Origin of the sequence: Parabacteroides distasonis (assembly GCF_004793765.1) — a bacterium.
GTDB classification, from domain to species: Bacteria; Bacteroidota; Bacteroidia; order Bacteroidales; family Tannerellaceae; genus Parabacteroides; species Parabacteroides distasonis_A.
In genome coordinates this window covers 25,039-45,748 of sequence record NZ_SRYM01000025.1, presented here as the reverse complement: position 1 = coordinate 45,748, position 20,710 = coordinate 25,039, and the positions used below count along the sequence as shown (strand labels likewise).

Sequence of the window (20,710 nt, the reverse complement as noted above, 5' to 3'; positions counted from 1 at the left end):
GATATTTGTTTTATAGAGTTATATTATTTGTATTCGTCTTCTTTCATGAACAAGGGGAGAGCGTCCGCTACGATAAAGGTGCTTCCGCCGATAAAGATCAGGTCATTCTCACGGGCACTTTCTAACGCATTTTCAACAGCCTCTTGCACGGTATTGCAAAGGGTACCAGACAGTCCGTGCCACATAGCTTTCACTGCGAAATCCTCTACGGGCATCGCCCTCTCCACAGAGGCCTGCGTAAAGAAATAAAAAGCGTCTTGTGGCATCAAGGATAATACGCCGTCAATATCCTTATCGTTTACCATGCCGACGATCATATAGATCTGCCCGCAATATTGACGCAAGACTTTCAGATGCTCCGCTATATGCTCCCAGCCTCCTACATTATGCCCCGTGTCGCAAATGACGGTCGGTTTGGATCGCAAGGTTTGCCAACGTCCCATCAACCCCGTCAGCCTCGTTACGTGGGCGAAACCCTCGTGTACCGCTTCCGGGATGATATCTACACCCAATTCCGTTCGTAATATATGGATGGCGGATAATACGGTGACAGCATTTCTTACTTGCACCTCACCGCCAAGTTCTCCTTGGATTTCTCCATATTCAATGGAATGGAAGAACCATTTGCCACCGACCGTCAACCGGCTTTCTTCTTTAAACAAGTTTTGTAGGGCGCAGTAAAAAGGTGCGCCAACTTCTTCTGCCTTGTTCTTGAAAACGTCGTAAACCGAGTGTTTCTCCGTTTCCCCAAAGAGTGCCGGTACGCCTTTCTTGATAATACCGGCTTTTTCTGCCGCTATCTTCTCCTCCGTATCTCCCAAGAATTGCGTATGATCCAGACTGATATTCGTGATGATACTCAAGATCGGGGTGATGATGTTCGTACTGTCCAAACGACCGCCAAGCCCGACCTCGATAACCGCGTAATCGACCTGCTGGTCACGGAAATACTCAAAAGCCATGCTGGATGTCAACTCAAAGAAAGAAGGATGGAGAGGTTCGAAGAAAGAGCGATGACGCTCGACGAAATCGACCACGTAATCTTGGGAGATCTTTTTCCCGTTTACCCGGATGCGCTCCCGGAAGTCCACTAAGTGGGGAGAGGTATAAAGTCCGACCTTGAAACCGGATTGTCGGAGAATGGCCGCCAATAGATGGCTGACCGAACCTTTGCCGTTTGTCCCGGCTACATGGATGGTTTTATAGGCTTTATGCGGATTTCCCAGATAATCATCTAGGGCGATACTTGTACCAAGACCGGGTTTGTAAGCGGCAGCTCCGCTGTGTTGGAAGACCGGGATACTGGTATATAGATAGTGTAGTGTTTCCTCGTATGTCATGCTTTTGTAAATTAGATGCTACAAATGTAGTTAATTTTATTTATACCTTTGCGACTCATTTATAAAAAGGAGAGAAAAGAAAATGGAAACATTACGTATAGCCTATACGCCTCAAGGAGGCGTTTGTTCTAAGTTGATGGTGATCGACGTGAAGGATGGCGTGATCGAGAATGTACAGATTGTAGGAGGTTGCCACGGTAACGGGCAAGGCATGTGCGCCTTATTGAAAGGTATGCGTGTCCAAGACGCTATCGGCCGTTTGTCTGGCATCGATTGTCATGGAAGAGGAACTTCATGCCCGGACCAGATGGCACAGGCTTTGAAGCAATTCAATCAATGATCAGTTTATATCCGATACCCCGGATATTCAAAATCTTGATAGACTCGTCTTTCGATAACTTATGACGCAGTTTGGTGATAAAGACATGCAGGCTGCGTGCGTTGAAGAAAGAATCATCCCCCCAAAGGTCTATCAAGATCTCTTTCATCGGTAATACTTGGTTTTTATTATCGCAAAGGCGCTTCAATATCTCGGATTCCCGGTTGCTGAGGAGTTGTTTCTCTCCCTGGTAGACCAATGTCTGCGTGATGGAATCGAACGTATAAAGCCCGATACGGAAAGAGGTGGCTTCCGGTCTTTGGACGGACACCTTATGCAGTAACGCCTTGATGCGCACGATTAATTCCGCCATGCCGAAAGGCTTTTTCAGGTAATCGTTGCCGCCAAGCTCGAAGCCCTCTACCACGTCATTGGCTGCAGAACGGGCCGATAGGAATAGGACAGGGGTATGGGTATCCGTCTTACGGATCAACTTGACCATAGTGAAACCATCCATCTTGGGCATCATGATGTCCGCTACGATAATGTCCGGATTGATCTCCGCATAACGGGAGAGGCCCTCCTCGCCATTCGCCGCTAGGGTGATATTGAACTCGTTCCCATCCAGCGTATCCTTGATGATCATGGCCAATGTTGGCTCATCTTCTACTAATAATACTTTTATCTTTTCCATGTCTGATACTTGTTTTTCCGTTCATGGTTTAAAATGCAGGGTGAAGGTCGCACCTTTGCCGATAGAACTTTCCACGCTGGCCGTTCCTCCATGTTTGCTCATCATATCTTTCACGTAATACAATCCCAATCCGTAACCTTTCACGTTGTGGATATTCCCGCTGGGAACCCGGAAGAACTTGTCGAATATCTGCCGCTGGTTGGCTTCGCTGATTCCCGGCCCGTTGTCCGTGACGGAGATCGTTATTTCTTGCCTGTTTTGACGAGCCACCAGATTAATTCGGCAAGGCTCCTTATCACCGTATTTGATGGCATTATCGATAAGGTTGCTCAGCATATTATATAGATGAGTACGATCGGCTACCAGCTCTATGTCCTCGGGAATGGAACAGATGAATTCTATGGGCTTGTTTGCTTTCAGCTTATATTGTTCGATTAGTGATTGCGATAGTCCGTTCAGTGAAATCGTCTCAGGGCGTAGCCGGAACGTACTACGGTTCTCCACGGCGAGTGTCAATATCTGTTCTACCAATCCAGTCAGATGTACGAGCTGATCTTTCACGATAGTCAGGTACTTCTGCTGCTTTCCGCTGACGGGATCGCCGAAGTTCAACAAGGCGTCCACGGCGGCGTAGCTTACGCTGATCGGGGTTTTCAGCTCATGGGTCATATTATTGGTGAAATCGGTTTTCAGTTCTTCTACCGTCTTCTGCTTGAGTATTGTTCGGAGAAGATAGATGAAAGCACTGATGATAAGCAAAAGCAGCAGGAAAGAAGATGTCAAGATGCCTTTCATTTGAGTAAGGATGACACTCGACGGGGATTTTAGGTACAGGCGGTATGATAAAGTCTTCTCATTCTGGATCGCATAATCGAAATGCACGGGGGATGTCCAATTGGCGAATCGCTGTGGGCTATCTATATGCATCCAGCCTTTTACGTTTTCTTTTTGGGGTTTGTAGATAGTTACTAACTCATGTGGGGTATCGATATTGCGAGCTTTCAACTCTAAAGCGAGCAGCTTGTTGTATTTTTGGAAATCGATAGGCTCTATGGTGTCTACATTGGCATGCATCGCTTGTTGTACCATATTCTCTATCTCGCCGATCACGTATAAGTAATCTACTAAGGTAGAGTCTATGGAACTGAAATCCTCGTCATCACCATAATCGATATGTAGTTGCATGCGTGAGTTAGGGTTAACCATCCGGAATATCTCTTCCCGGTCCAGCCCTATTGGCTGCTGTTCCGGTTGCTGTCCGTAAGGAAGCTCGCTTCTCATATCCAAGTGTGCGTTGGGCGAGCCTTTGTCCGATCCAAAGTAGACTTCTTGGGTCTGTGGACCTAGGTTTCCCTGTTTTTCCTTGATCGTACGGATACGTAGGAACAGTTCCTTGTAATCGGCTATTTTCATCGCCTCCTCGATATTAATCTCCATCTGCTTATATAGGGTATCGTATAAACCTTTCAGCCAATATCCTTGGAAAACCAAAAGTCCTGTCAACGATAAGACGATCAACAGGGCGATTAGCTTGAAACGAAGTCTGGTATTCATGGGATCTATTATTTCTTCTTATAATATTTGTAATCCGTAATAAATCCTTCGCAAAGCCAATTAGCCAAGGCTTGCCGATTGTTGCTGAGGATGATCCGTTGTTGGTCGTATTGGTTTTGTATGTTGCCCAATTCGACGAAGACGGAGGTCGGGGTTGTATGACGTAATACATATAAGTTACGATCGTCTACTGTACCCGAGAATCCCCGGCCGGGTTGGTGGCGGTTGTATTTGTGCGAGAAAATGGATTTCATCGTCTTAGCCAAGCGCTTACTCGCTTGATCTTTGGGTTTATGATAGAAAAAGACATCGGTTCTTTTATGCTTGCTCCGGCTGTCCACATGGATGAATATAGCTCTTTTATAAACTTCTTTGTCTTTCCGGCTTAAGCTGTTTATCTTGGCGCAGCGCTGATCCAGACGGCTCACTTGGCTAAGGGGGATCGGGCTACCCATGCAAGTTTCCCGTTTGCTGTTATTGAGGAATTGTTGATTACGTATTCCATCCTTTGCGTCTTGGATGATAATATGTACTTTGGCGCCTCGTGTTAAAAGATTACGTGCCAGACGTAGCATGATGTCGTAAGCGTATTCATCCTCATGTAATTCATGGGAACCCATTTTGCCGATTGCTCCGGGATCCGGACCGCCATGCCCACTGACCAGATAAAAGCAAGCTCCTTTTAAATCGGAAGAGGTTACTTGGTAACTGGCTAGCGACTTACCGAACAGGGGCTGATAATTCTTTTTCTGAGGGGGGGAGGCGAGCGGAGGCAAGGTATATTTTACGCCCATGCGCAAACTGTTATTTTTACCCAACTTCCCTTTATTAAGCTCGATAAACTTTTTCTGGTACGCCTCGCCGGTACGGTTGAAACGTTTGAGAAAAAGAGTGATGCCCTCTCCGTTTTTCGGATACGCCTTTTCTTGGGCAGTCAAGGGACCTGTATATACGAGAGCGGTAATAAAGATGAAGAAAATATGGATACTATGTTTCACAGATATCTTAAAAATTGATTCTACGCCGTAAAGATAATTAAATCAACCTATAGTCAAAAACGATAATTTATAAAAAGAATCAATCAACCCATAAATGAAAGGGAGGATATCTTATTATAAATCTTTTTGGTTAATTGAATATCATAAGATGCGTCGTGCAGTTTTGCGGAGTCTATTTGTATGCCTAAAGTCCTTGCCACCGTTTCCTGCTTGAAATCTGTCATCTCATGCCGTTTGCGCATCAAATGCTGGGTAGACAATACCATTACGTCAATCGAGTTCACCCAAAACCATGAGTAGAAATAATTATCTCCGTTTTGTACGAAGAAGGCTTTCAAGAAGTGATTATCGAAAGCGGCATTATTGTACCCTACAAGGAAGAATTTGTCTTTTTTGTCAAATTTATCTACGTATTTAGACAACATGTTTACGAATTTAACGTACACCTCTCGCATGGACGGATATGCTTGTATCTGTTCCTTGGACACGTTGCAAATGCGAAGTGCCTCTTCCTCTATCTCGCATTGGGGATGCGGGCAGACATTAAAATTAAAGGATTCCTTTGTAACCCCATCGATTATGATCTCCCCACTTATTTGGTGAATTCCGTTTCTCCAGTATTTTATGCCGGTAGTCTCTAAATCGAAAAAAAGTAGTTTCATAAATGCTTTTTGGTATAGGATACAAAAGTAAGGTTTTTTTATTCTTAAATGAGAGGATCTATAAGGTTTTCTCCATTTATTTTTCTATCTTTGCGAAAGTTTGAGTCTAGAATCATTATCGACATAGTTCTTCTTTTTATATTTATTAAGTGGATCTCTCCTTTAATCATCAATTCTCACGCTAAGTTAGTATAAACACGCTTCACGGAACGTGAGGTCCTAGTATAAATTAAAATTGACTGTATGGCAAAATGCGTATCATTTGGTAAACGTGAAAACGAGAAAAAGAAACAAGCTCGTCGAGTAGAGAAACAGAATAGGAAAGAGGAAAGAAAATCGTCTGGTAAGGCAACTTGCTTTGAGGATATGATCGCTTATGTGGATGAAAACGGGATGATCACCTCTGTTCCTCCCGAATTTCGTCAAAAAGAAGAGATAAATCAGGAAGATATCCTGATCTCGACTCCTAAGAGAGAGGATGTGGCTCCTGTTATCTTAAGGGGTAGGGTAGACTATTTTAACGAGGCAAAAGGGTTCGGGTTTATCCGTGACTTGTCGGGGACGGAAAAGTATTTCTTTCACGTGAACAATGTTGTGGATGATATCTCAGTGAACGATATCGTGACGTTCGACCTTGAACGTGGCGACAGAGGCTTAAGTGCCGTGAATGTTTGTCTTGAAAATAAATAATAATACTTACCTTTGTGGCCGAAACTATTAAAAAAAATATAATATGTCTGTCGCAAAAGTAGATGATAATAGAAAGGTGACCACACATCGTCTGGTAGAGATGAAACAGCGTGGTGAGAAAATATCCATGCTTACCGCTTATGATTATTCGATGGCGAAATTAATCGATCAAGCAGGAATGGATGTGATTTTGGTGGGAGACTCCGCTTCTAACGTAATGGCTGGAAACGTGACCACTTTGCCGATTACGCTCGACCAGATGATTTACCATGGCAAATCGGTCGTGAAAGCGGTGAATCGTGCGCTGGTGGTGGTAGACTTGCCTTTCGGTACGTACCAAGGAAACTCCAAGGAAGCCTTGGCCTCCGCTATCCGGGTGATGAAAGAGACGCATGCCGATTGTATCAAGCTGGAAGGCGGTGCCGAGGTTCGGGAATCTATCGAACGTATCTTGTGTGCCGGTATTCCAATTATGGGGCATTTAGGATTGACGCCGCAATCGATCAATAAATTCGGTACGTATACGGTACGTGCCCGTGAAGAGGCCGAGGCTAAGAAGTTGATTGAGGATGCCCATTTGCTAGAGGAGATAGGTTGTTTCGCCTTGGTGTTGGAAAAGATCCCGGCGGAGCTGGCGGCTCGTGTCGCTTCGGAGCTTACGATCCCGGTTATCGGCATTGGCGCTGGTGGAGGCGTAGATGGTCAAGTGTTGGTTATGCACGACATGCTCGGTATCAATCAAGGCTTCTCTCCCCGTTTCTTACGTCGCTACGCTAATTTAGGGGAGGAGATTACCCATGCCGTACAAGCGTATATTGAAGACGTGAAATCTCAAGACTTCCCGAACGAGAAGGAGCAATATTAGAAACAGAATACATGAGATTGGTTTACTGATTTTCTCTATATGGGGAAGCCCCAGATTGTTCTCGATAAACATTTTCAAGATATTGATGGCGATCTGGTTGCTTCCTCCTTCGGGTATAATTAGGTCGGCATATCGTTGGATCACACGGATAAGACGCTCAATTAGATTAATCCATTATTTATGTTGATAAAAGTAAAGATAATAAATATTTATAATGGTAGTATTTCGCTTTTAATAGAAAAAACGAGATAAAAAGAGCTGAATCCTATGTTGTATAGCATGTTTGTCTTAATTAAGGTTAATAAAATGGCTTTTCTTGTTGGAAAATTATGCTGCATAACATAAAGTCCCTATATTTGCACTGTGTTTTTCATGGTATTAGATTTAAGGTTAACAATGAGATTGGCTGTCCGTGACGGATGGCCTTTTCTTTTATAGTAGGTCACCTCAACAATAATGATAGTTGGATGCGTTCCCCATTGTATTCATGATTTGTTACTGTAGCACCTTCCTGTTGGATAAAGGTATTATCGGAAGTAGCTTGTACGCTTGTATCCAACGATCATTTCACGGATGTGAAATGATCGTTTCACCCTTGTGAAAAGATCGTATCACGAGCGTGAAAAGATCTCTTCACGGGTGTGAAAAGATCAGATTGTCCGGAACTTGGTTATACTATCCACTGTTCTTATCTCTTGAGTGGGATGACTTGTGGCACAGATCTTCAACTGATTGTTACGATATCACGGGTCTATCCCCTTTATTTACTAAAGATGGGAATAAGATAGGTTAGTTTCGCGGATATTATTTGGCTGGAAGATTTAGAGAAAGTGTCTCCTTTGCGGCTATTGAACATATCGCCCAGCGCATAGTAATAACGACCTTCCAACAGGAAAGAGCCTATTCCGGTGCGGAACTCGATACCTGGTCCGCCGCAAAGCCCCCAATCGAACTTCTTTTGGACTTCCAATGTATGTTGTTCGTCCGGACGGTTCGCGTTCGGGTTTTCGCCATTCAGGTTCGACTCCGTGCTTTCGCTCAGCGCATAACCAATTTTAGGCCCTAGATTGACGAATACACGCACTCGCTTGCTTCCGAAATGGATGTGGGTCAAGAACGGAAGCTCCATATAGTTTACCGTACGGCTATATTTATATTGAGGTTTCTCCTCAAACTTCTCTTCCCATCCATGTTGGGTAAAGTTCAATTCCGTCTGTATGCCTAAATTGGGTTCCGTATTCCAACGTATCGTCGCTCCCCCGTTAAATCCAAGTTTCATCTTCGTAGGGACTTTTGGGGCAAAGCTTACGCTAGAGAAATTTAACCCGAAAGATGCGCCAACCGCAAGCTCTTGCTTAAAAGTACTTTTCTGCGCATGGCAAATCAATAAGCTTGCCATGTACAGAAATATCACTACAAATATCTTTTTTGTCATCATCTTACCTCACTGCGGGTTACCGTATAATCGTTCTTGTAATGTACTATAAACAAGTTCGTATTGATAAAGCCTCCCCAGTTATTCACCCTATGGAAATCGAATCCGGCCTGGATGCTCTTATAATGGATCTTGTCTAAGTTATTCTCGAAGTTGGAACCATATTTATTGATGGCGCCTATGAAATACATACCCGTGTCAAAGCCTAGGATTCCATATTTCGGGAATGTGTTGATTAAATTTTTGCTGTACCAGTTTTTATAATCGGAATAAAAATCATGGACTTCCGGAGATAAGTTGTCCGCATAGAAATTACTATAGATATAGGTGTTTAATGCGTAGAAATCCTCCAGACATTCTCTTGTATACGTCTGCCATTCCGGATAACCGAATAGGTTGACCATATAAGGTTCTTTCTCCTCCTCTCTCAACTCGGAAAGCATACGGAGCGGTGCCTTGATCTTATTCACCGCATCTAAGGAAGCGGAGGTTGGCAATACCACATTCCGCTTGTCCCTTACCATGGCAGTCTCTATATCCGTGGCGAAAGTATCCCCCTTATAAGTTACTTCCTTGAACGGGATATCGCGTTGCTGCATCTCCGTTTTGAAGGCTTTGATAAATTCCGGTTTCTCTTCTTTATCCTTTATATTAACAAGTATGATATTATAATCCGAGAACAAATCACATCCGGCTTGTGCCGCTTTGGCGTATAAATAAGAATGAGGTGTGTTTACTTGATAAACATTCGCGTTTGACAAGACATCATCATTCTTGGAGGTGAAAGGGATCACGTACTTAATATTATGCTTTTGGGCAAAATCCGCGATCAATCCGATTTGGTCGTTCTGTACGGCGCCGATGATTAAGTTAGCGTTTGATAACGCATCTTCTTTCAATATCTCCTTGACTTTCTTCGTACCGTTTCCAGTATCATATACCGATAGCTCGATAGAGGTTCCCATATTTCGCAAGCTGTCAACCGCCAATAGCAATCCCTCGTAATATTCCACGAAACGGGAGGTCGCGGATGATTGCGTTGTCTCGTTCGTCATGAACGGCAACAATAAGGCGACTTGGATACGGTTCACCTTCTTTATATCTTTAGGAGTAGAGAGGAGGGCGTTCACCTCACGCTCTTCCGGTTGTCTCTTGTTTTGGGTGATCACTTCTTCACTGACTATCGGAATCTTGATAACCATGCCTGCTTTCACTCCATTTTTCAGCTCAGGGTTGAGTCTTAAAAGCTCCACGCTGGAAATATCGAACTTCCGGCAGATACGATACATGGTCTCTTTTTTCTGTATGGTATATTCCATTTCCTTTTGTACGGTCCTTTTTTCCGTGGTAGGCAAGGTTTCCAGTCGTGTCGGCGGGATCCGGATATTCTTACCAGCCGTAAATGTCGATGTGGAGAGGCCCGGATTGGCGGCGATAATATCCGTGGCAGGCACTGAATATTTAATGGATAAAGAGTACAAGGTCTCTTTCGGCTGGATCGTATGGTATGTATAGTTATCTGTTTTGCCGGAAGGTGCGATAGCGGAATCCTTCTGCGGGATTCTTAACGTAGAACCGGCCTTGATCTTTTCTTTACTTTCCGGATTCAACTGGTAAATATCCTCTACGCTTACACCATACATGGTAGCTATGGCATATACGGTTTGTCCGCGTTCGATGGTATGATAAAATATATCTCCCCCTTGTTCGTTATTAAAAATAACTTGCTTATTATTCTTTTGGGAATGAACGGTTACGCTCGATAAACTTAAAAAGAACGTCAATGCGTATATACTAATCTTATTCATTTGTTGTTCGGAGTATTTTGTGACAAAGATAGTGAATTTTGCTTATCATGCTACGTATGTCCTTTTATTTCCCTAATTTTGGAACCGTAATTTTTAGACTATATATGCTAAAGGAGGAATTAAGAAAGATATTGTTATCGCTAAGTTTTGTGTTTGTAGCGGCTGTCTCGTGTGCCCAATATGTGGTGACGGGGGGAAGTGGTAGCCCGATGAAAGCCACGCAGAGTTCGGGCGATTCGGCCGAGCGACTTGAGGTTTATTTGGTGTATGGAATGGATAACGTAACGATTAGTTATACTTCATCCTCTTCTTCTTCGCATCAATGGTACCGTTATAATACCAAGCGATTGGAGGCTGAGAAAGTGGCTTCCACCCAAAATGGAACTACTTCCACCATTCGGAATGTCGAGGAAGGATATGGCTATTTTGTCGAGGAAGGGGCCGTATCTCGTTACGTCTGGATCGTTGATTATAGCAAATACACGTTAAACATATCCAACCTGCATGTCTCCGATAATAGTGACCCTTGTAGCGGATTGGTCTTGGCAGGAACAGGCACGATCCAACCTATTTATTATTATTGGCCGAATACAGGCACAAGACGTGAACTGTTTCGCCAATTTGATGTTATTTATAATACATTGGAATATAATTCGGATAAAAAAGAATATACCTCTAAACAAGAGACGGCGGTTCTTGAGGGTAATTTGTTCGGTAAATCCATTCCCGCTCCTTGGTGTGATACGGAGATCTGTGTGAAAGGCGATTATTTCGCCCGTCATTTTGGAAAGGAGATCACGCTTTGTATCGATGAATATCAGGCTGCTGCTGTGGATGCCCATATTGATACGTTGCTGATTGAGCAAGAGGCTCCGAATATGAATATGACGAAGAGCGGTTATTGTGCTCCCGCCACTGTCCAATTCTCGGCTATCGCGAATACGCCGACAGCCGCCTTGTTTAATTGGAAAATCTATCGGCAAGGGGAGGAAGATAATCCAGTGGTCCGTTTTACGGGTGAGGAGGTGGATTATACGTTCAACCAATCTGGAACTTTTATCATCAAGTTGGAAGTAAGTGACCAAAGCACTACTTGCAGCACGGAAGATGAGGTTCAAATTGATATCTCTGAATCTTATCTGATGATACCGAACACATTCTCTCCGGGTACCACGCCCGGAATTAATGACGAGTTCCGGGTAGCCTATAAGTCGTTGGTGAAATTTAAGGCATGGATATTTAATCGCTGGGGCCTACAGATGTATTACTGGACAGATCCGGCCCAAGGATGGGACGGAAAGAAAGGTGGTAAATACGTTCAGCCGGGCGTGTATTTTTATGTGATAGAAGCCGAAGGTTCCGATGGTATTAAGTATAAGAAAAAAGGTGATATAAACATTCTTAGACCTAAAACAATTCAAGATGAAAATGAGAATATCCAAGAATAATTTAGCTGGTTTTTTATGCGGAGGCGTTGTTTGCTTGACCGCATGTATTTCGATGGGTTCGAATGACGTAGAGAAAGTGATAGAGGGTCGTCCGGTCGTCTCATCCATGACCCTATCGCCGGATATTCCGGCCTCGGTCTCTTTTTGTGGGAAACTAATCGATATTACCCGCTATGATATGCGGGAAGCCTACGACCGTGAATTGAGTAGCTTTACTTATTTCCATTCTACGACGATGCTTCTGATCAAACGGGCGAACCGTTATTTCCCGGTAATCGAGCCAATCCTGAAGGCGAACGGCGTTCCCGATGATTTCAAATATCTGGCGGTGATAGAAAGCCATTTGGATCCCCGCGTATCCTCTCCAGCCCGTGCTGTCGGGATGTGGCAATTACTGGAGGGTACGGCAAGGGAATATGGTTTGACAATCACCCCAACGGTCGATGAGCGTTGTCATGTCGAGAAAGCGACCGAGGCGGCTTGCCGTTATTTGAAAGCTGCCTATAAGAAATATGGAGATTGGGCAGCGGTAGCCTCTTCTTATAATGGTGGCATGGGACGTATTTCCGGTGAGCTGGTCAAACAAGATGTGGATTCTTCCTTCGATCTCTGGTTGGTGGAAGAGACTACCCGTTATATTTATCGAATCATGGCGATCAAGCAAATTTTCGAGAATCCGTCGAAGTACGGTTTTGTGCTTCGTGCCCGTGACCTGTATAAGCCGATCTCTACCGTAGATGTGGCTGTAAGCCAAGATATACAGAATCTGTCGGATTTCGCTAAAGAGCATGGAATCACTTATGCGGACTTGAAACGTTTTAATCCTTGGCTCCGTGATCGAAAATTGGTGACAGGTGGGAAGACCTATAAATTAAGTATTCCTCAAGAAAAGGATATGTATTATAAGATCCCGAATACGGAAGTATACGATTCGGCTTGGGTCGTGTCGGAGAATTGATCTGGTTCCTAATTAGTACAAGAAATAAAGTGTTTCATTTTGATGGTATAACAATCCGTCGTAATGAAACACTTTTTCTATACTACGTTTCGTTTAAACGGATTCAGTCTATATAGTCATGATCGTTACACGGTGACCGTTGAACACGTTCAACTCGAGTTTATTCATTACAAATTATGGATAGGGGATGACTGTCTATTTATTCTCCACCTCCATGCCCATGATATAATCATTCATGAAATAGCCGTTTCCTATATGATGATCCCGTGTGCCTATTTCCTGTAATCCCATATGCTTGTAAAAGCCTATGGCGGGATTGTAACGGTTTACGTATAGTTCTATGGTAAAAGGTCCGGTGTGTATCTCCTTCAAATATTTAATACCTTGTTCGATGATAAAACGACCGATTCCCGTGCCATGCATTTCCGGTAGGGAATAGATCTTTTGAAAATTGTACGTGTTTTCACCTGTTTTCTCTATGGATAAATAGCCTGCCGGCATATCGTCCGCCAATATAATAAAATATTGATGATGCAACTCTTCCATTTGTTTAAGAATGTTATCCGGAGCGTACATCATGTCGAACATATAATCCAATTGCTCTTTAGAAAGTATCTTTCCATACGTGTTCTCCCAAATGCGTGAAGCAAGGTCATGTATGAGAGAACGGTCCTCAATAGTCGCTTTTCTAATCGTAAACATGTTAATTTTGTATTTTGAGTCACAAAGATACAAATAGACGAACAAAAATACAATATAGACGAATGTAAATAGAATTTTACTTGACTGATGTTATTTTTTAGCTTGATTTCACACTTATTTTCATGTTAATCCGCGAAAAATAATAACTTTGTGGGCGTTTACTATTGAAAAATACAATTCAAATACATAATAGGAAATGGATACAAAGATTCAGGAACTAACAGACAAGATCTACAAGGAAGGTGTAGAGAAGGGGAACGAAGAAGCGGGGCGTATAATCGCTGAGGCCAATGCTCAAAAGGATACGATTCTTAAAGATGCGGAAGCGGAAGCGAAACGTATCGTAGCGGTTGCCGAGAAACAAGCTGCCGAGTTGAAGAAGAATACGGAAGCCGAATTGAAATTGTTCGCCACCCAGTCTGTCGAGGCATTAAAGAGCGAGGTGACAAACCTTATCACTGGTGATATCGCTAGTTCGAATGTGAAAGCGGCGTTGATGGATCCCGCTTATATGCAGAAAGTGATCCTTGAGCTTGTGAAAAGCTGGCCAGTTAATGAGTTCTTGACTATCCAAACTTCTGATTCCGATGGCTTGAAGGCATATTTTGAAGCCAATGCCAAAGGCTTGCTAGAGAAAGGGTATAAGATCGAGAAGGTTAGCGGAAAGAAAGCGTCTTTCTCTATTATCCCGGCGGATGGCTCTTATAAAGTGACGTTTGGCGAAGACGAGTTCATCGAGTTCTTTAAAGAGTTCTTGCGCCCGCAATTAGTAGAAATGCTGTTCTGATATGAGTAAGTATTACTACTTAATCTCCGGACTTCCTAACATAGCGTTGGATGATAGCAAACTAGCCTATTCGGTCTGTGAGTTCCGGACGGAAATAGAGGATATGCTATCTTCTAAGGATAAAAAGTTGATTGATTTATTTTATTTGAAATATGATAATATAAATCTGCTGGCTCATGCTAAAAGACCGGACTCCGATCCGGATCCAAGAGGAAGAATAACGTATGATGAATTCAATACTTTATATAAAGCGTTGAAGGATGAGGAAAAAATTCCCAAAAATGATAATCTCCCGCCTTATTTCGTGGAATTCTTTAAACTGTATCTAGCTGAAGAGGCTAAAGACACCAAAAATGAAAAAGAATATATATCATGGGAAGACCGCTTAGCTGCGTTATATTATGAATATGCTATGAAATGTGGGAATAAGTTCGTGGCCGACTGGTTCGAGCTTAACCTGAATATCAACAATGTTCTTACTGCGATCACTTGCCGTAAATATGGATTTGATAAGACCAATTATATCGTGGGGCATAATGAGATAGCAGAAAATATCCGTACGTCGAACGCCCGTGATTTCGGCTTGGGCGATTCCGTAGAATATTTGCCCGAGTTACAACGCATCGCCGAAGAGACTGATCTGATCGTTCGTGAGAAGAAAATCGATCTTTTGAAATGGAAATGGCTGGACGATAATACCTTCTTCAAGACGTTCGACATAGAGAGTGTATTCGCTTATTTATTGAAATTGGAGATGATAGAACGCTGGGTAACTTTGGATAAGGCCAGAGGCGAGAAGACTTTCCGTGAATTGGTAGGTGCCATGAAGATGGGTAGTGAGAATGCGTTGGAAGAATTTAAAAGAAACAATATAAAATGAATTATGGCTACGAAAGGAATTGTAAAGGGAATCGTATCCAACCTAGTAACTGTAGAGGTGGATGGTCCGGTTTCTCAGAATGAGATCTGTTACATTTCTGTCGGAGGCGTGAAGCTGATGTCGGAAGTAATCAAGGTGATAGGAAAGAATGCCTTTGTACAAGTATTTGAGAGCACACGTGGTATGCGTGTCGGCGACGAGGCTGAATTCCAAGGGCATATGTTGGAAGTTACGCTAGGTCCGGGTATGTTGTCCCGCAACTATGACGGTTTGCAGAACGACTTGGACAAGATGGAAGGTGTATTCTTGAAACGTGGCGATTATACGTTTGCGTTGGACAATGATAAGAAGTGGGATTTCAAGCCTTTGGCTAAAGCGGGCGATACCGTGAGCGCCGGTGATTGGCTGGGAGAGGTGGACGAGAATTTCCAACCTCATAAGATTATGGTCCCCTTTAAGTTCAAGGGGTCTTATATTGTGAAATCGGTGGCTCCAGCCGGACAATATACCATCAATGATACGATGGCTGTCCTTACGGACGAAAATGGCACGGACGTAAACATGACGATGATCCAGAAATGGCCGGTAAAGAAAGCCATCACTTGTTATAAGGAAAAGCCCCGTCCATTCAAATTGCTGGAGACGGGCGTTCGTACGATAGATACTGTGAACCCGATCGTTGAGGGTGGTACCGGATTTATCCCCGGTCCGTTCGGTACGGGCAAGACGGTGCTTCAGCACGCTATCTCTAAACAAGCGGAAGCGGATATAGTGATTATCGCTGCTTGCGGTGAGCGTGCGAATGAGGTCGTGGAGGTATTTACGGAGTTCCCGGAATTGGTAGATCCACATACGGGACGAAAATTGATGGAACGTACGATCATTATCGCCAATACATCCAACATGCCGGTAGCCGCTCGTGAAGCGTCCGTATATACGGCGATGACCATCGCCGAGTATTATCGCAGCATGGGCTTGAAGGTTCTGTTGATGGCCGACTCTACTTCCCGCTGGGCACAGGCTTTGCGTGAGATGTCCAACCGTTTGGAGGAGTTGCCCGGACCAGATGCTTTCCCGATGGACTTGTCTGCTATCGTGGCGAACTTCTACGCTCGTGCGGGATTCGTCCATTTGAATAACAACGCTACAGGTTCTGTCACTTTCATCGGTACGGTATCGCCGGCCGGTGGTAACTTGAAGGAGCCGGTGACCGAGAATACGAAGAAGGTGGCCCGTTGTTTCTATGCCTTGGAGCAAGAGCGTGCCGACCGTAAACGTTATCCGGCCGTAAACCCGATTGATAGTTATTCCAAATATCTTGAGTATCCCGAGTTTCAGGAATACATCGCTAAACATATTTCCCCGGAATGGATCGAGAAAGTAAACGAGATCAAGACCCGTATGTTGCGTGGAAAGGAGATCTCCGAGCAAATCAATATCTTGGGTGATGATGGTGTGCCTGTCGAGTATCACGTTACATTCTGGAAGTCCGAGTTGATCGACTTCGTGATCTTGCAACAGGATGCTTTCGATGCCATCGATGCGGTTACTCCGTTGCGACGTCAGGAATTCATGCTGGATAGGGTCGTGAACGTTTGCCGTTCAGAGTTTAAGTTTGATACCTTCTTAGAGGTTATGGACTACTTCAAGAAGATGATCAACATCTTTAAGCAGATGAACTATTCGGAATATGAGAGTGACCAATTCAAGAAGTTTAATACGGAACTGGATGAACTTTTGAAGGAGAGAATCGAAAATTAAAAGAGTTATGGCAACAAAAGCATTTCAAAAAATATATACGAAGATTACCCAGATCACAAAAGCGACCTGTTCGCTGAAAGCAACGGGAGTTGGGTATGATGAGTTGGCCTCTGTAGACGGAAAGCTGGCTCAGGTGGTAAAGATTATCGGCGACGAGGTGACGTTGCAGGTATTCTCCGGAACGGAAGGTATCCGTACGAATGCCGAGGTGGTGTTCATGGGGAAGGCCCCTTCTTTGAAAGTAGGTGACCAGTTAGCCGGACGTTTCTTCAACGCCTATGGCGAGCCTATTGATGGAGGCCCGATCCCCGAGGGACGCGAGGTCGAGATCGGTGGTCCGTCCGTGAACCCGGTACGTCGTAAGCAACCGTCTGAATTAATCGCTACGGGTATCGCCGGTATCGACTTGAATAATACTTTGGTAACCGGTCAGAAGATCCCGTTCTTCGCCGACCCCGACCAGCCTTTCAACCAAGTTATGGCGATGGTAGCCTTGCGTGCGAAGTCCGATAAGATTATCTTGGGAGGTATGGGTATGACAAACGACGACTACCTGTTCTTTAAGAATACATTTAGTAATGCCGGTGCTCTAGATCGTATCGTTAGTTTTATCAACACGACCGAGGACCCGTCCGTAGAGCGTATCTTGATCCCGGATATGGCATTGAGTGCCGCTGAGTATTTTGCTGTGGAGAAGAACGAGAAGGTCTTGGTACTGCTTACCGATATGACCAATTACGCCGATGCCTTGGCGATCGTATCAAACCGTATGGATCAGATCCCGTCTAAGGATTCTATGCCAGGTTCCTTGTATTCGGATTTGGCGAAGATTTACGAGAAAGCTGTTCAATTCCCAGCGGGAGGTTCCATCACGATTATCGCCGTAACGACCTTATCAGGTGGTGATATCACGCATGCCGTACCCGATAATACGGGTTATATCACGGAAGGTCAGTTGTATTTGCGTCGTGATAGCGATGTGGGTAAGGTAATCGTCGATCCGTTCCGAAGCTTGTCTCGTTTGAAACAGCTGGTAACCGGAAAGAAGACCCGTGAGGATCATCCACAGGTAATGAACGCCGCCGTACGTTTGTATGCCGATGCCGCCAATGCTAAGACCAAGCTGGAGAACGGTTTCGACTTGACCGACTACGACAACCGTACCTTGTCTTTTGCCAAGGATTATTCTTCTAAGTTGTTGGCTATCGACGTAAACTTGGATACGACCGAGATGCTGGACGTAGCTTGGGGATTGTTCGCTAGATATTTCAGCCCGGAGGAGGTAAATATCAAACAAGGATTGGTTGATAAGTACTGGAAGTAAATTAAATAAACATGGCAATAAAGTTTCAATATAATAAAACCTCTCTTCAGCAATTGGAAAAGCAACTGAAGATGCGTGAACGCTCCCTGCCTACGATCAAGAGCAAGGAGAGCGCCCTGCGTATCGAGGTGAAGCGGACCAAGGACGAAGTGAATAAATTGGAACTTCAGCTAGAACGAGAGATTCAGAGTTACGAGAATATGGTGGCTTTGTGGAACGAGTTCAATCCGGAGTTGATCTCCGTGAAGGATGTTACGCTTTCCACGAAGAAGATCGCCGGCGTGATCATCCCGTTATTGGACGAGATCGAGTTCGAGATCGGACACTATAGTCTCTTTAATGCTCCCGCATGGTATACGGATGGTATCGAGTTGCTGAAAAAGCTGGCTCGTACCGGTATTGAGGCGGAGTTCTCGGGCATGAAGCTGGAGTTGTTGGAGCATGCTAGGAAAAAGACCACTCAGAAGGTGAACCTGTTTGAGAAGGTACAGATTCCGGGTTATAAGGATGCGATCCGTAAGGTGAAACGGTTTATGGAAGACGAGGAGAGTCTTTCTAAGTCCTCACAGAAGATCATGAGAGCCAATCAGGAGAAACGTAAGGCAAAAGAAGAAAAAGAGGAGGCCGAGGTATGATAGTAAAGATGAGTAAATATGCTTTTATGGTGTACCATAAGGAGTATGATACGTTCCTTTCTACGCTTCGTGACTTAGGTGTCGTACATATCAAGGAGACAAACTCCGTGATGGATAACGAGAGGTTGCAAGAGCTTCTGGCTGAGCGTAAACAGATCAATACGCTGATGCGTTACTTTAAGAACCTCCATGTGGCGAAGAAAGACGTTAAGTTCGCCTCGGTTCGTGAGTTGACGAAAGAGGAAGGCCTGGAGTTGGTGCGTAAGATAGAGGAATTGCAAGATAAGAAAGCGCAATTGATTGCTTCCAAGCAAGCAATCGAGAAGGATCTGGCTTATATGGAATTATGGGGTGAGTTCAGTTATCAGAATATCAACCGTCTGAAAAGAGCGGGATATGATGTTACGTTCTTTACCTGTCCTACCGCTAAGTACGAGCCGGAATGGAGCGTGTTGTATAACGCCATTCTGATCAATAACTTCCAATCGGTAACGTATTTTATCACGATCACCAAGGAAGGTACCTTGATTGATATAGACGCTGAACGTCCGAAGATGCCAGTTCAAGGATTGGCGAAGTTGCGTGCCCGTCTGGATCAGCGTATCAAGGATATCCAGCATGTGGAGGATGAGCTGAAACATCGTGCCGTGGAGGATTATAAAACGTTGGAGGAATTCGATAAGAGCCTGCAGGACGAGTTTAATCTTTTTAATGCGTTAGTGCAGACAGACCGGCAAGCGGGTGATAAGCTCATGTTGTTGGAAGGTTGGGTGCCGATGGAGAACACTCCGGCCTTGGAGTACGAGCTAGATAAGCAAGGTTATTTCTTCCAGCAATTAGAGATCGAGGATGGGGATAAGGTGCCTATCAAGTTACGGAATAATAAATTCAGTAAGCTGTACGAGCCTATCACGAAGATGTTCTCCTTGCCTAATTACGGTGAACTTGATCCGACCCCGTTGTTCGCCCCGTTCTTTATGCTGTTCTTCGGACTTTGTTTCGGTGATGGTGGATACGGTTTACTGGTCATGATCGCTTGTACGATCTTGAAGAAGAAGGTGAACCCGGATTTCAAGCCTTATCTGACCTTGTTCCAGTATTTAGGTTTCGCAGCCTTGTTGGTGGGTACTTGTACGGGATCTTTCTTCGGAGTGGCCTTGGCGGATATCCCGGCCTTGTCAAAGATCAAGAACTACTTTGTGAATAGCGATAACTTGATGACATTCTCTATTGTCATCGGTTTGGTACAGATCATATTCGGTAAATGTGTCGCTGCTTACAAGATCAAGATACAGAAAGGAACGAAACACAGTATCGCTCCGTTCGCTTGGGTGTTCGTGATCATATCCTTGGCATTGGCGTTCGGTCTTCCGATGTTGAACGTTCACTTGCCAAACGCTGTCGTTATGGTATGTTACGGAATCGCCATTCTAGGACTGGTTGTCGCTTATTTGTACAATACACCAGGCAAGAACGTATTCCTGAACTTTGGTACCGGACTTTGGAACACGTATAATATGGCCTCCGGATTGCTGGGTGATACGTTATCATACATTCGTTTGTTCGCTATCGGTCTGACCGGTTCCATCTTGGGTGGCGTATTTAATACGTTGGCGGTTACGATGACAGACGGTATGAATATCGTGGCACGTGCGATCAGTATGTTGTTGATCTTGTTAGTGGGTCACTCTATCAATATCGCTCTTTGTACGATCAGCTCCTTGGTACACCCACTTCGTTTGATCTTCGTGGAATATTACAAGAACGCAGAGTTCGAAGGTGGAGGTAAGGCTTATGAGCCATTCAGAAAAGCATAACAATTAAACGAGAAAATAAAACAATAAAAGAAT

Annotated in this window: 19 protein-coding genes and 1 pseudogene; 11 read left to right on the top strand and 9 right to left on the bottom strand. The window is 44.2% G+C overall.

The window, feature by feature from the left end; translation table 11 throughout:
• Window positions 1-23: 23 nt before the first annotated feature.
• Entirely contained in the window at window positions 24-1,340 is a 1,317-nt protein-coding gene (locus tag E5342_RS10275; RefSeq protein ID WP_135959325.1) for a bifunctional folylpolyglutamate synthase/dihydrofolate synthase, read from the bottom strand.
• An 82-nt stretch (window positions 1,341-1,422) separates the two neighbouring features.
• On the opposite strand from E5342_RS10275, the gene E5342_RS10270 reads away from it, so the two are divergent.
• Window positions 1,423-1,680, top strand: a complete 258-nt coding sequence (locus E5342_RS10270; RefSeq protein ID WP_135959324.1) for a TIGR03905 family TSCPD domain-containing protein — start codon at window positions 1,423-1,425, stop codon at window positions 1,678-1,680.
• Here the strand turns inward: E5342_RS10270 and E5342_RS10265 are convergent.
• From E5342_RS10265 to E5342_RS10250, 4 genes are all read right to left on the bottom strand, one after another.
• On the bottom strand, window positions 1,670-2,353 hold the full coding sequence (locus tag E5342_RS10265) for a response regulator transcription factor (protein WP_135959323.1): 684 nt from the start codon (window positions 2,351-2,353) through the stop codon (window positions 1,670-1,672). The two genes, E5342_RS10270 and E5342_RS10265, sit on opposite strands and share 11 nt — an antisense overlap.
• A 21-nt stretch (window positions 2,354-2,374) precedes the next feature.
• On the bottom strand, window positions 2,375-3,907 hold the full coding sequence (locus E5342_RS10260; RefSeq protein WP_135959322.1) for a sensor histidine kinase: 1,533 nt from the start codon (window positions 3,905-3,907) through the stop codon (window positions 2,375-2,377).
• A gap of 8 nt (window positions 3,908-3,915) precedes the next feature.
• Window positions 3,916-4,911, bottom strand: coding sequence for an N-acetylmuramoyl-L-alanine amidase family protein (locus E5342_RS10255; RefSeq protein WP_121735948.1), 996 nt, complete (start codon window positions 4,909-4,911; stop codon window positions 3,916-3,918).
• Between the two features lie 77 nt (window positions 4,912-4,988).
• Entirely contained in the window at window positions 4,989-5,567 is a 579-nt protein-coding gene (locus E5342_RS10250; RefSeq protein ID WP_121735949.1) for a 3'-5' exonuclease, read from the bottom strand.
• A gap of 243 nt (window positions 5,568-5,810) precedes the next feature.
• On the opposite strand from E5342_RS10250, the gene E5342_RS10245 reads away from it, so the two are divergent.
• Both E5342_RS10245 and panB read left to right on the top strand, forming a co-directional pair.
• Window positions 5,811-6,257 (top strand): cold-shock protein, encoded by a 447-nt coding sequence (locus E5342_RS10245; protein WP_135959321.1) that lies wholly within the window; start codon window positions 5,811-5,813, stop codon window positions 6,255-6,257.
• Window positions 6,258-6,300: 43 nt separating this feature from the next.
• Window positions 6,301-7,122, top strand: coding sequence for a 3-methyl-2-oxobutanoate hydroxymethyltransferase (gene panB / locus E5342_RS10240; protein ID WP_121735951.1), 822 nt, complete (start codon window positions 6,301-6,303; stop codon window positions 7,120-7,122).
• Window positions 7,123-7,155: 33 nt separating this feature from the next.
• On the opposite strand, the pseudogene E5342_RS19705 reads toward panB, so the two are convergent.
• From E5342_RS19705 to E5342_RS10225, 3 genes and pseudogenes are all read right to left on the bottom strand, one after another.
• Window positions 7,156-7,263, bottom strand: a pseudogene (locus E5342_RS19705) (uridine kinase); the annotation flags it as partial.
• A 619-nt stretch (window positions 7,264-7,882) separates the two neighbouring features.
• Complete coding sequence (locus E5342_RS10230; protein ID WP_432707219.1) at window positions 7,883-8,560, bottom strand: porin family protein; 678 nt, start codon at window positions 8,558-8,560, stop codon at window positions 7,883-7,885.
• Entirely contained in the window at window positions 8,557-10,365 is a 1,809-nt protein-coding gene (locus E5342_RS10225; protein WP_121735953.1) for a PBP1 and LysM peptidoglycan-binding domain-containing protein, read from the bottom strand. The genes E5342_RS10230 and E5342_RS10225 overlap by 4 nt, the downstream gene beginning before the upstream one ends.
• A gap of 104 nt (window positions 10,366-10,469) precedes the next feature.
• On the opposite strand from E5342_RS10225, the gene E5342_RS10220 reads away from it, so the two are divergent.
• Both E5342_RS10220 and E5342_RS10215 read left to right on the top strand, forming a co-directional pair.
• Window positions 10,470-11,813: a gliding motility-associated C-terminal domain-containing protein gene (locus E5342_RS10220; RefSeq protein ID WP_121735954.1), complete on the top strand. Its 1,344-nt coding sequence runs from the start codon at window positions 10,470-10,472 to the stop codon at window positions 11,811-11,813.
• Window positions 11,788-12,771 (top strand): lytic transglycosylase domain-containing protein, encoded by a 984-nt coding sequence (locus tag E5342_RS10215; protein ID WP_121735955.1) that lies wholly within the window; start codon window positions 11,788-11,790, stop codon window positions 12,769-12,771. Before E5342_RS10220 ends, E5342_RS10215 begins: the two co-directional genes overlap by 26 nt.
• 195 nt (window positions 12,772-12,966) lie before the next feature.
• Here the strand turns inward: E5342_RS10215 and E5342_RS10210 are convergent, their stop codons facing one another.
• A complete protein-coding gene (locus tag E5342_RS10210) occupies window positions 12,967-13,473 on the bottom strand; it encodes a GNAT family N-acetyltransferase (RefSeq protein ID WP_121735956.1) in 507 nt (168 codons plus the stop codon).
• A gap of 196 nt (window positions 13,474-13,669) precedes the next feature.
• Between E5342_RS10210 and E5342_RS10205 the strand changes: the two genes are divergently transcribed.
• From E5342_RS10205 to E5342_RS10180, 6 genes are read left to right on the top strand one after another with little or no spacing between them, the layout of a single operon-like run.
• Window positions 13,670-14,260 carry a hypothetical protein gene (locus E5342_RS10205; RefSeq protein ID WP_121735957.1) on the top strand — a complete coding sequence of 197 codons (591 nt, stop codon included), beginning with the start codon at window positions 13,670-13,672 and terminating at the stop codon, window positions 14,258-14,260.
• Window position 14,261: 1 nt separating this feature from the next.
• Window positions 14,262-15,140 carry a DUF2764 domain-containing protein gene (locus tag E5342_RS10200; protein WP_121735958.1) on the top strand — a complete coding sequence of 293 codons (879 nt, stop codon included), beginning with the start codon at window positions 14,262-14,264 and terminating at the stop codon, window positions 15,138-15,140.
• A 3-nt stretch (window positions 15,141-15,143) separates the two neighbouring features.
• The gene (locus E5342_RS10195; RefSeq protein WP_121735959.1) at window positions 15,144-16,901 is read left to right on the top strand and encodes a V-type ATP synthase subunit A; all 1,758 of its coding nucleotides are present in this window, start codon (window positions 15,144-15,146) and stop codon (window positions 16,899-16,901) included.
• A 7-nt stretch (window positions 16,902-16,908) separates the two neighbouring features.
• Window positions 16,909-18,225 (top strand): V-type ATP synthase subunit B, encoded by a 1,317-nt coding sequence (locus E5342_RS10190; RefSeq protein ID WP_005857368.1) that lies wholly within the window; start codon window positions 16,909-16,911, stop codon window positions 18,223-18,225.
• A gap of 11 nt (window positions 18,226-18,236) precedes the next feature.
• Window positions 18,237-18,860, top strand: a complete 624-nt coding sequence (locus tag E5342_RS10185; protein ID WP_121735960.1) for a V-type ATP synthase subunit D — start codon at window positions 18,237-18,239, stop codon at window positions 18,858-18,860.
• Window positions 18,857-20,677 (top strand): V-type ATP synthase subunit I, encoded by a 1,821-nt coding sequence (locus tag E5342_RS10180; RefSeq protein ID WP_135959320.1) that lies wholly within the window; start codon window positions 18,857-18,859, stop codon window positions 20,675-20,677. The genes E5342_RS10185 and E5342_RS10180 overlap by 4 nt, the downstream gene beginning before the upstream one ends.
• Window positions 20,678-20,710 lie beyond the last annotated feature (33 nt).